Below are 11,967 nucleotides of genomic sequence, written 5' to 3'. Positions count from 1 at the left end.
AGGATGCTCATTCGAGCGCAAATGCTCCGGTGGCCTGCAACTGTTTCCAGTAAGCGGGGTATGATTTTACAACACAATCGGGATCGTCAATCACCAGGGTATTGATTTTCAGTGCAAGGGGCGCAAATGCCATGGCCAACCGGTGATCGGCATACACATTGAACCGGATAGGTTCGCCCTCCTTTGGCAGTTGGGCAGAAGGGTGAAACTGCCAGGTGCTTTCGTTCACCTTGACAAAATCGGCTCCCAGTTTGGCAAATTCACGCGCAATTGAGGCCGTGCGGTTCGACTCCTTGTATTGCAGGTTGTCGAGGCCGGTAAAGGTGGCTTTGCACTGAAGACCGGCGCAGGTAGCCACAAGTGCCGGCAACATATCGGGATGGTCGTGCAGGTCGAAAAAGTGGCGTTCGTCGGGCAGGCCATTTCGCACCAGGCGCAGACCATTTTCAGTTTTTTCGGTTTTCACGCCGAGGCCGGCAAACATTTCCATGGCTTTGCTGTCGCCCTGCAGGCTGTCGGCAAGCAGGCCTGGCAGATAAACTTCTGCGCCCTCGCTCAGGGCAACCATCTGATACCAGAAGGCAGCAGAACTCCAATCGGGCTCAATATCAACTGTTTGCGGTTTGTAAGCTACCGGAAGCACCGATATTTTCCGTCCGGCCACCATCACTTTGGCTCCACATTGCTCCATGAGGCGAATGGTCATTTCGAGGTAAGGCAACGAGTTGAGGCCATCGGTCAGGTCGAGGTCGAGTCCTTTTTGCCAGGTGGGGCCGGCCATAAGTAGCGAGGAGGCAAACTGGCTGCTTTGCTGCATGCTCACCGAAGTTTTTCCGCCTTTCAGCTTTTTTCCGACCACGCGTACCGGAGGGAAACCTTCTTCTTCCGTGTAGTAAATTTCGGCCCCAAGCTGCCTCAGACTTTCGACCAAACCAGCAATTGGCCGCGATTTCATGCGAACGGTACCGGTGAGCATCCAGTTGCCCGGGGTGGTTGCCAGGTAAGTGAGCAGAAAGCGGAAAACTGTGCCCGCATTGCCACAATCCACCACCAGAGGCATGGATGAGTTGATGCAGTTGCGGATATAATCGAGATTCCTGATGAGCATGCCGGTATCATCAGCTTCCGACAAGTTATTGATCTTAAAGGGGATGCCCGAATATGCAGCAATCATCAGGGCGCGGTTGCTCAGGCTTTTGCTTCCGGGAAGCTGAGCCTCAAAAGAAAACTTTTTGGCAAGTGCAGTGATTTTCATCTAAGTAACAATAAGTTCGGTGTGTTTCAGAAGGTGTAAAGATATTCAAGACTTTCGATAATGAGGGCCTCATCTGCAGGCACATCCCACACGGCTCTGCCATCGTGGCCTATCAGCACAAAGAGGATTTGTTGTCCGGCATTTTTCTTGTCGTGCTTCATGCGTTCGATCAGTTGCGTGTTGAGCGATGAATCTATGGGCGGCCTGGTGTATAGCTTGCGGTAAAGCTCCTCATATGAAGTAAGGATATGGGCTGCTGTGTGGTTCAACTGCCGGGAGAGCCACAATTCGGAGAGCATTCCGGCCGCCACTGCTTCGCCATGCAGCAGGTCGAGTTGTTGCGACAAGGCATAGGCTTCGATGGCGTGGCCGACAGTATGCCCAAAATTGAGCACCTTACGGAGGCCTTTTTCGGTTGGATCCTGCTGCACGACCTGCAATTTTGCCTGGGCCGACCGGGCAATGAGTTCGTCCCATTCCGGCGCATCCTTGCCTGACGGCATCTGAGGCACTTCCTGCCCGTTGATCAGGGCATATTTGACAACCTCCGCAAAACCTGCCCTGAGCTGACGTTCGGGCAAGGTTAGCAGAAAGTCTTTGAAAACAAGCACCTGCAGAGGCTGATGAAAAGTTCCGAGATGATTTTTGTAATGCTGAAAATCGATGCCGGTTTTTCCGCCTATGGCCGCATCCACCATCCCGAGCAGGGTGGTGGGCACATGCACAACTTCGATGCCGCGCTTGTAGGTTGAGGCGGCAAATCCGCCAATGTCGGTTACCATGCCCCCTCCCAGGCAGATAAGCAGGGCATCGCGCCCGGCTTTGACATCGGTAAGCCCCTGCCAGATGTGCGACAACACCTCAAGATTTTTGTGCGTTTCACCCGCAGGGATGGTTATCACGGGGAGTTCAGCGCTCAGGCCCTTTAAATGCCTGTGAAAGACCGGCAAACACAGCTGTCGGGTGTTTTCGTCGGTGAGCAACACCACCTGCGCTCCCTTGCTGAGGCGCATTTCAAGGGTTTGCTGCATCCACAATGCAGCATCTTTTCCGTAACGAATCATGCAGATTTGGCGGACTTAGGAAGCAAAAATACAAACTAAGCCCAAAAGGCTCCTGCTGCGCGCGATTTGTGGGATTGAAAGATCAATAAAAGGCTGCCAGGAGCAGGTCGAGGTGTTGAAAAGGCAGGTCGTGGAGCTTGCTGATCTGCTGGCTGGTGAGGGTGCCATTGAAAATATAGGCCCCGCGGGAGAGTCCGCGATTGATTTTCAGGGCATTGCTCACGCCACCCTGCTGGGCTATTTCGAGCAGCAGGGGTGCAAAAAAATTACTGAATGAGGTGGAGGCGGTTTGCGGCACGCGCGAAGCGATGTTGGGCACACAATAGTGAGTAACGCCATACACCTGAAAAACAGGGTTTTGATGATTGGTTGGGCGGGAAGTTGCAAAACATCCACCCTGGTCGATGCTCACATCGATGATGACTGAACCTGGTTTCATCCGGGCCACCATGGTTTCGGGGATAAGGCAGGGCGATACACCTGTGCTGGAGTGTTTGGCAGCAATGACCACATCGGCTGTTTCGAGGGCTTTTGCAATCAGGTGTGGCTGCATGGTGGAAGTGTAGAGGTGCGGACCGATTTTTGCCTGCAGGCTGCGCAGTTTGTACATGGAATTGTCGAACACCTTGACGAGGGCGCCCATGCCGGCAGCCACGCGTGAGGCGTTTTCGGCCACGGTGCCCGCACCTATGATGACTACTTCGGTGGGTGCCACCCCGGGAAATCCGCCCAGCATGATGCCTTTGCCATATTGCGGATGGCAGAGGTATTCGGCAGCTATAAGGATGGTGGTATTGCCGATGATCTCGCTCATGGAGCGCACCAGCGGCAGGGCACCGGTTTTGTCCTGAATGTTTTCGAAGGCAAAGGCGTGCACCTTGCGTGCCATGAGCTGCTGAAAGTAGTCGCGCGTTCGGGTGGGCAGGTTGAGCACCGAGATGATGGTGCGTTTTTTTTCGATGAGCTCGATTTCTTCCCGGATTGGAGGGGCAATTTTCAGGATGATGTCGGCCTGGAAGATGGTTTCGCGCTCGCGCACGATGCGGGCGCCGGCCTCGGCATATTCGTGGTCGGAAAAATGGGCTTTTTCGCCTGCCCGTTCTTCGATAAGTATCTGTTGCCCGTGCTCGGTTAGGAGTTTCACCGCAGCAGGGATGAGCGCAATGCGGCTTTCGTTGGGCGAGAGTTCGCGCGGTATGCCAATGGTCATCTGCGAACCACGCACTGCGGTTTCGAGCAGCTCTTCCTGCGGCATCATCGCGGCAGCTGCGCCAAAGCTCATCCCATGTGGCTGTTCGTTCATAAAGCTGTCCTATTTCGGAACTGGCAAATATACCTCGATTATGCGGTCGTCGGGGAGCGCCCCATGTGTGATTATCACTTTTACGCAATCGTCAGGCAAAAGTTGCCCGATCTTTTCCGGCCATTCAATCAAACAGGGATAACCGCTGAAAAAGTAGTGCTCATATCCGATGTCGAATACCTCGGTCAGGCTTTCAATGCGATAGAAGTCAAAATGATAGACCGGGACAGCTTCTGCGGTTTCATATTCGTTGACCAGGGCAAAGGTGGGACTGTTCACACTTTCGCCCACTCCCCAATGCAGGCAAAGCGCTTTGATGAGGGTGGTTTTGCCTGCCCCCATCGCACCGTAGAAAGCAAAAATGCTGTAGTCCGGCCAGAGCTGCGAAAGGCGCATGGCTACCGGACCAAGTTGTTCTGTGCCTGATATTTCGAAGCGGTCGTGGAGATTCATCTTGCCTTCAGGTAAGCCACCGGCACAAGCATCTCCTGAAGCGAGATGCCTCCGTGCTGGAAGGTATTGCGGTAATAATTCACGTAATAGTTGTAGTTGTTCGGATAGGCAAAGAAGTCGGCCGAGCGGGTAAACACATAGGCAGTGCTCACATTGGGCCGGGGCAGGAAGATGGTTTCGGGGTCTTTCACCTCGAATACTTCCCGCGAATTGTATTTCAGGTTGCGTCCATATTTGTAACGCAGGTTGGTATTCACCGTGCGGTCGCCCAGAATCTTGACCGGATCTTTGACGTAAACCGAACCGTGGTCGGTGGTTACGATGAGGTCGCACTTTCTGGATGCGATAAACTGAATGATGTCGTAGAGCGAGGAATGCCTGAACCACGAACGCATAAGCGAGCGGTAAGCCGGTTCGTCCTCGGCCAGTTCGCGGATCATCTCCATCTCGGTGCGTGCATGCGAGAGCATGTCCACAAAGTTGTACACAATGATGTTGAGCTTATTCACCATGAGGTTGGCCATGCTTTCGGCCAGCTTTTTTCCGGCATTCAGGTTGAGCACCTTGTTGTACGAAAACCGGATGTCCTTGCCATAGCGCCGGAGCTGCTCGGCAAAAAGCTCGGCTTCGTACTGATTTTTGGTACCTTCGTCTTCCTCGTCGGTCCAGTATTTGGGATACAAGCGTCTGATTTCGGAGGGCATCAGGCCGGCAAACAGGGCATTGCGGGCGTATTGGGTTGTTGTAGGCAGGATGCTGTAATACAGCTCGTCGTTCTCCACCCGGAAAAACTCTTCCAGCATGGGCTGAATGGCTTTCCACTGGTCGTAACGAAGGTTGTCGATGAGCACCACAAAGAGTGGCCGGTCCGACTGGTCAACCCTTGGCAGGATGCGGTCGCGCACGAGCGTATGCGATAGCACCGGTTTGTCTGAAGTTTTGCTACGCAGCCAGTCCACATAATTGCCCTCCACAAAACGCGAAAACTGCCGGTTGGCTTCGTCCTGCTGCATGCGAAGCACCTCCATAATGCCCTGGTCCACCGATTGTTCGAGTTCCAGCTCCCAACGCACCAGCTTTCGGTACAGCTCAATCCACTCGTTGTGGCTGAGCTTGTTGGTGAGCTCCATGCCAATGTTTCTGAACTCCTGCTGGTAGGCTATGGTGGTTTTTTCGCTCACCAGTTTACGGTTTTCCAGGTTGCGTTTGAGCGAGAGCAGGATCTGGTTGGGCTTGACAGGTTTGATGAGGTAGTCGGCAATCTTGCTGCCAATGGCGTCTTCCATGATGTGCTCTTCCTCGCTCTTGGTAATCATGACCACCGGCAGGTTGGGCATCCACTGTTTTATTTTTTCGAGTGCTTCGATGCCCGACATTCCTGGCATGTTTTCGTCGAGGAAAACGATGTCGTATGGGCGTGAGCGAACCAGGTCGAGAGCCTCGTCGCCATTGTTTATGGTTTCAACCTCGTACCCCTTTTGCTCAAGAAAGATGATGTGCGGCCGGAGCATGTCGATCTCATCGTCGGCCCAAAGAATGCGTACTTTTTCCATGTGCTTAGCAATCAATTTATTGTGAAGGGGTAAAGGTTTGGCTCATGCATGCTATTTTTGCACTAATAATGTGCCGCAATGGTATGTTATTGCCCGGCAGCCGGCCGGCAGAACAAATTTAACGATTTTTAGCCCTAAGTTATGCCAAAGCGCAGCAAAATCATTAACGATCCGGTGCATGGGTTCGTGAGCATACCGGGAGAAGTTCAGTTCGGATTGATATCGCATCCATGGTTTCAACGGCTCAGGCGGATCAAACAACTGGGGCTCACCTATCTGGTCTATCCGGCTGCCCTGCATGCCAGGTTTCAGCACAGCCTGGGCGCCATGCATCTGATGCAACGCACCCTTAATCACCTCATTTCCAAAGGCCACAACATTGATTCTCAGGACATTCAGGATGTCCTTAATGCCATTTTGCTGCACGACATTGGTCACGGGCCTTTTTCGCACACCCTGGAACGTGTCGTTGTGCCCGGCCTGGATCACGAGAAGCTTGGCGGAGCCATCATCCGTTGCCTGGATGAAGAACTGCATAGCGGTTTGCAGGGCGCACTGGCCATACTTGAGGGTCGGCACCCGCGCAGGTTTTTGTGCCAGCTTGTATCGGGACAAATGGACATGGATCGGATGGATTACCTCAGGCGCGACAGTTTTTACACCGGCGTGGCGGAGGGATTCATCAACCTCGACAGGTTGCTGGCCATGCTCGACCTTGCCGATGATGAACTTGTGATCGAAGCCAAAGGCATTCATACCATCGAACATTTTCTGGCGGCACGCCGGATGATGTACTGGCAGGTGTATCTGCACAAAACCGTGCTTTCGGCCGAGTTTATGCTCAGCAATGCCATTGGGCGGGCAAGGCTGCTCGTTCAGGAGGGCACGGCGCTCGAGGCCAGTCCGGCGCTCAGGTATTTTCTGCAAAACAGCCCCGCGGCCAGCGATTTCAGCAACGGAAGCACAAGCCTGAAAATGTTTACGATGCTCGACGATGTGGATGTGCTGGCCGCGCTGAAAAGCTGGCAGTTTGCCAACGACCGCGTACTTTCGGTGCTGGCTTCGGGCATTCTGAACCGCAATCTGTTCCGGATTGTCCTGAGCGATGAGCCATTCGACACAGACTACCTTGACAAGCTGAGCGAAAAGATTTCTTCGGCCTATAAATTAGACAGGCAGGATGCCCAATGGCTGCTGATCAGCGGAGTATCGGCCAATCAGCTCTACAACCCCAGTCATTCGCCCATCAGGGTGTTGTTCAAAGACGGCACATTGCGCAATCTGGATGAAGTTTCGGCTGTGATCGGGCAGGCCGGATTGCTGGCCAACGAGACCAAATATTTTGTGTGTTATCCTAAATCGCTGGATACTATCTGAACCGGCATTTGGTACGGGTCATTTCCGGGTAATCAACCCAAGCGTAAGGCTCAACGTATCGAAAGCTTATCTTTCACACTATCAGCCACATGCTCAAAATGAAACTGAAAGCCTTCGGCCTGCAGGCGCACGGGGGCAACCCGGGCACCTTTGAGCAGCAGTTCGTCGGCCATTTCGCCAAGCAATATTTTGAGCACAAAATCGGGCATTGGCAGCCAGGAAGGTGAGTGCAAAGCTTTGCCGATTGCACGGGCAAGATCTTTTTGCTGCACCGGGTTGGGCGCTGTCAGGTTGTATGCCCCCAGGCTCAGGGGGTTGTGCAGCAGGTGCAGGATGGCTTCTATTTCGTCCTCGAGGTCGATCCACGACACCCATTGTTTGCCCGAACCCACCGGACCGCCATTCCAGACCTTAAAGGGCAGGGCCATGCGCGGCAAAGCACCACCTTCGCGGGCCAGCACCACGCCCGTGCGCAGCAACACCAGCCGTTCGGCAATGTCGTGCCAAACCCTGGCTTTTTCTTCCCAACGTTTGGTAACATCGGCCAGAAAACCCTCGCCCGGGGGATCGTCTTCTGTGAAGACACGGTCGTCCGAAAAACCATAATAGCCTATGGCAGAGGCTTGTATAACAAGGCTCGGGTTAATTTCGGCTGCCTTGAAAAGCTTGTGCAGCATCTCGATACTTTGCAGCCGGCTTCCGATGATGGCATGCTTGCGTGCCTCGGTCCAGCGGGCATCGCCTATGCCTGCACCAGCCAGATTGACGATCACCTGCGTGCCATCAATAAGCGCAGCAAGGTGCGAGGGCGGTTGATGCCAGTCCGCATAATGCACACCGGCACCGAGAAATTTCTTGCGCGCCCTGGGCACATCGCGGGTGAAAATGACCAATTCGTGCTTATCAATCAATCTCTTAACCAAGGCTTCCCCTACCAGACCGGTGCCGCCTGCAATGACTATCTTCATCAAAAAAACATTTACTCCACCTTCTAAACAACCAGTCCTAAAGATTGTTTGTCGCAAACCGCATTATTGTGCCCTCCTGTGCGACTTGGCAAATCGGACTAACTTTGCACCCAATTTCGGAAAACTTTGACTGCCGACATCTCATACAAGCGAATCTGGAGTATTGCTTATCCCATCATTCTGGGCAGCGTGGCCCAGAATGTCATCAACGTAACCGACACAGCCTTCCTGGGTCATGTGGGAGAAGTTGAACTCGGCGCTTCCGCCCTGGGCGGCATGTTTTATTTTGTGCTCATCATGCTGGGTCTGGGCTTTGGCACAGGCATGCAGATCATCATGTCGCGACGACATGGCGAGGGCAACGCCCACGAGCTGGGGCGCACTTTTGCACATGGCAACTATTTCATGCTTCCGTTGGCAGTGGTTTCTTTCCTGGTTATGCTGCTGTTTTCGAGGCCCTTGCTTTCGTTGCTCATTCAGTCCGACAAAATATACGAGGCCAGCGTTCAGTTTGTCGATTACCGCATGTTCGGAATTTTTTTTGCTTTTGGTCAGGTAATGTTCCGGGCATTTTATGTCAGCATTGCCAGCACAAGGGTGATCACCTGGAGCACACTGGTCATGGCGGTGATAAACATCATCCTCGATTATGGCCTGATTTTCGGTAAGTTGGGTTTGCCGGCAATGGGACTGCAGGGTGCCGCGCTGGCTTCGGTGATCGCCGAGCTGGCTGCAGTGGCCTATCTTGCTGCCGATGTGCTTTTGCGAAAATACCATCTCAAATATCCCCTGTTTCGCCTCAGCGGTTTCGACAAACTGCTTTTCCGGCGCAATCTGGCCCTGTCGGCACCCATCATGTTTCAGAATTTTCTGTCGCTCGGGGTATGGTTTGCTTTCTTTCTGCTCATTGAAAAACTGGGCGAGCAGGCCCTGGCCATTTCCAATATCATCCGCAGCATCTACATCGTGTATATGATTCCCATCTGGGGCTTTGCCTCTGCAGCAAATTCCATGGTGAGTTACCTGATTGGGATGAAACACGAGCACCTGGTTTTTTTGCTCATCCGGCGCATCATTCTGCTCACGCTTGGCGGGGTGGCGTTGCTGATTCTGCTCAGCCTGATTTCGCCTTCGCTCCTGATCAGGCTTTACACCAACGATGCAACACTGATTTCCGGAAGCCTGCCGGTGTTGCTGGTCATCATGCTTGGCGCCCCGTTTTTTGCCAGCGGCATCATCCTTTTCAATGGCGTGATGGGAACAGGAAAGACAAACGTATCGTTTGTGATTGAAGTGATTACACTTGGATTGTATCTGGTTTACGTCTTTATTCTCGTGAGCCAATTCAATGCAGGAGTGGTGATGGTGTGGACTTCCGAGATCCTGTACGGACTGATTCTCACGACATTATCCCTGGGCTACCTGAAATCGGGCCAATGGAAACGGCAGACTAATTGACGCGGTAGAGGGTAAGTTTGTTGCCATTGTATGCCCCCAGCAGCAATGGACCATCCGGGTCGGCATAGCCGAATCCGTAGCTTTGGCCCTTTGGCAACCCTTCGAAATTCAGCGTACCCGTACCAGCCGAGACAATAGCTGCCTGACCTGCAGCTGGATGCTGAAAACACCATACCCCTCCTCCCGAATTTCTTCTGATATACAAAGGCTTACGATCCGGCTCAAAAGCAAGGCGACCTTCGAAAACAATCCGGTTGAAACGATCGAAAACAGCCACTTCTTTCCCGTCGGCAAATATAAAATCGGGGGTGCGATCCCCATCGAAATCGTCGTAATGAAAATAAAATGTCGGGCTGAGGGAACGCAAGGCAGGAGAACGGCTTAAGCCGGCTGAGCCAATATAGACTATTTCGCCTTTTGAGGTGGCGGTGAGAAAAACTCCCCTGGCATTGGTGCGGTTGAGGTGATAGTCTGCACCGGCTGCCTTGTCGGGATCCTCACGCAGCCGTATTCGTTCGAGGCCGTTGTCGTCGAGAATTTTTAACCGCCCGTCGATGGAATGAACCAGCACAAAAGACTGATTTCCAGCGGAGACCACTAACGGCGGGCTGTTCGAGATATCCGACGCAAGTGGAGGTTCCCACGATGAAAGCGCCTTTCCCGAAAAGTTAAAGCCGTAGGTGCGGCGATCGGCACAATTCACAAAAAACATCGGCCCGGCGGTGGAATCATACCCCAGTGCGGAGGTGGCGACTGATGGAAGCTGAACCGGAAAGCCGGGCGCCTGATTGCCTTTCGGATCAGTCAGGAAAATTCTTCCCGTAGTATTGAAAAGCATCATCGGATGCTTGCCTCCCGGCATCGAAACAACCAAAGGCTGCATGAGCGTCAGCCCTCCGATCGGCCGTTTCCAGAGCTCATTTCCTTCCGGAGAGAAACCATACATCCATCCGGCGCTGTCGAAAACGATGACCCGCGACTGGCCGGCTGCGTTAAATATGAAAGGCGCCGAAGCACCCGGGGCATTGAGCCGGGCAGACCACTCCGGAATAAGCTGCCCCATTGGGATTTCGTTGCCCCTGATCAGCACACTGGCGTAAACTTCGGAACCAGTTTTGCTCAGCTGAACGCTGATGGATTCGAAGCCATGCAAAGCGGCCGCGTCGCGCATCAACCTGAATTTCAGCTGTCCGTCCACAATATCGCTCAGGCTTCCCGCGGTCTTGCTCACCTGGTGATACAACACCATGTCCGAACGTTGGGAAATTGAACCGGCAACTGCGCGCCAGCTGAAATCTGTTATCTCTTTTTGTTTGTTTTCCAGATAGTTGCGCAATAGCATCAGGTTTCCCGAAAACAAAAATATCCGGCCATTGGTGGTTACAAAATAAGGTTGATTATGTGCCGTAAAACCACTCCCCTGGAGTCCCATTTGGTTGATATCAGCCCGAACAGGCGCACTCCAGGCTGAATTCCAGGGTGAGGGCACCATGGGTAAGGCAGAAAAGATCTCCGAAAGCACGGCTTCGGGTGATTGTGGCACAAAGAGTAAAAAATGGCCGTCGCTGCCCGAACCGGCAAGTTTTCCTGATATCCTGATTCTGGATAGCGGACTTCCGGCGTATGAAGCCACAAACGACATCGTTCCCACCGGCAACCACTGAGCCAGACTGTCCGGAAGGATGTGCTGACCGGAATAAACCAGCTCGTTTATCCCAGTACCGGTGAGCAGACCACTTAAAAAGATTTCGTGCTGCCTTAGGTGGACATCCAGCGCAAGCCAGGGACCAAGTAGCCGGGCCGAAGCGCCTATCTGTTTGCCGTATGCTGCCGCAAACAACCCCTCCAGCGGCCCGGCAAGCAAAGGCGGCCTGACGTACAATACCGCGTCGGAGCTTGCATTTCGCTGTTTCTGGGCCAATTCCAGAAACTGTTTTTCAGGAGGTGATTCCAGTGCAATAAGCGCAGCCTCGAAAGCCTCGCGACTGAACGAAGCTATGGCCAGGCCCCGCACAAAGCCATAGTTCATTTGCCGCCGGCTTTGTCGGTCAATTAACACAAATGTTTGGTATCGAGACGTTTTTCTTTTAATCAGTTCAAACCGGTTTCCAAATGCAGGCAAAGCTTTTTCGTGCAGGTTCCAATAGGCAAAATTTCTTCCCGGCCTGGCGTAAAACACAAACTGATATGTGTTTTGCAGTTCCAGCAACACGAATGCAGCCTCAGTATGTTGAACTTCCTGCTTCAGGCCGGCCTGAACAAGCAAGGTATCGAGCAATGCCAGATCGTCGGACAGCCTGCTGAAGTATTCTGCCTTGCGGAGCGAAGCCCACCAGCTTGTTTCGGCCAGCCGCGCTGCAAATGAGGAGCCCGACGGGGTGTGAAAGACCCCGACGGCCTTGTCTGGCATGGCTTCCCACAAAGATATTTTTTCAGTTTTTCGGAAAAGCAGCACAAACACCAGCATTGCAAGCAGTGCAAGAACTGTGGCAAACAATACCAGCGACCTTAACCTCATCGGACTTGTGCAGAATGA

At 53.1% G+C, this 11,967-nt stretch carries 9 protein-coding genes; 2 read left to right on the top strand and 7 right to left on the bottom strand.

Going from position 1 to position 11,967, the window contains the following annotated elements:
- Window positions 1-7: 7 nt before the first annotated feature.
- The 5 genes from IPM52_13470 to IPM52_13450 form a co-directional block, all read right to left on the bottom strand.
- Window positions 8-1,255 carry a 3-phosphoshikimate 1-carboxyvinyltransferase gene (locus tag IPM52_13470; protein MBK9292616.1) on the bottom strand — a complete coding sequence of 416 codons (1,248 nt, stop codon included), beginning with the start codon at window positions 1,253-1,255 and terminating at the stop codon, window positions 8-10.
- Between the two features lie 26 nt (window positions 1,256-1,281).
- Window positions 1,282-2,319, bottom strand: coding sequence for a 3-dehydroquinate synthase (gene aroB, locus IPM52_13465; protein ID MBK9292615.1), 1,038 nt, complete (start codon window positions 2,317-2,319; stop codon window positions 1,282-1,284).
- Between the two features lie 82 nt (window positions 2,320-2,401).
- The gene (locus tag IPM52_13460) at window positions 2,402-3,622 is read right to left on the bottom strand and encodes an alanine dehydrogenase (protein ID MBK9292614.1); all 1,221 of its coding nucleotides are present in this window, start codon (window positions 3,620-3,622) and stop codon (window positions 2,402-2,404) included.
- A 9-nt stretch (window positions 3,623-3,631) separates the two neighbouring features.
- A complete protein-coding gene (tsaE, locus tag IPM52_13455) occupies window positions 3,632-4,018 on the bottom strand; it encodes a tRNA (adenosine(37)-N6)-threonylcarbamoyltransferase complex ATPase subunit type 1 TsaE (GenBank protein ID MBK9292613.1) in 387 nt (128 codons plus the stop codon).
- Window positions 4,019-4,071: 53 nt separating this feature from the next.
- Window positions 4,072-5,628 carry a PglZ domain-containing protein gene (locus IPM52_13450; protein ID MBK9292612.1) on the bottom strand — a complete coding sequence of 519 codons (1,557 nt, stop codon included), beginning with the start codon at window positions 5,626-5,628 and terminating at the stop codon, window positions 4,072-4,074.
- Window positions 5,629-5,769: 141 nt separating this feature from the next.
- Here IPM52_13450 and IPM52_13445 point away from each other — a divergent pair, with 141 nt between their 5' ends.
- Entirely contained in the window at window positions 5,770-7,005 is a 1,236-nt protein-coding gene (locus IPM52_13445) for an HD domain-containing protein (protein MBK9292611.1), read from the top strand.
- A 50-nt stretch (window positions 7,006-7,055) separates the two neighbouring features.
- On the opposite strand, the gene IPM52_13440 is transcribed toward IPM52_13445, so the two are convergent.
- A complete protein-coding gene (locus IPM52_13440; protein ID MBK9292610.1) occupies window positions 7,056-7,973 on the bottom strand; it encodes a TIGR01777 family protein in 918 nt (305 codons plus the stop codon).
- A gap of 126 nt (window positions 7,974-8,099) precedes the next feature.
- Between IPM52_13440 and IPM52_13435 the strand changes: the two genes are divergently transcribed.
- Window positions 8,100-9,431, top strand: a complete 1,332-nt coding sequence (locus IPM52_13435; GenBank protein ID MBK9292609.1) for an MATE family efflux transporter — start codon at window positions 8,100-8,102, stop codon at window positions 9,429-9,431.
- On the opposite strand, the gene IPM52_13430 is transcribed toward IPM52_13435, so the two are convergent.
- Complete coding sequence (locus tag IPM52_13430) at window positions 9,424-11,949, bottom strand: hypothetical protein (GenBank protein MBK9292608.1); 2,526 nt, start codon at window positions 11,947-11,949, stop codon at window positions 9,424-9,426. The two genes, IPM52_13435 and IPM52_13430, sit on opposite strands and share 8 nt — an antisense overlap.
- Window positions 11,950-11,967: the final 18 nt, after the last annotated feature.

The sequence above is a fragment of the Bacteroidota bacterium genome (genome assembly GCA_016715945.1).
Lineage (GTDB): Bacteria > Bacteroidota > Bacteroidia > Bacteroidales > F082 > JALNZU01.
Note: the sequence above shows the minus strand (reverse complement) of the source record. Positions and strands in the feature narration are given on the sequence as shown.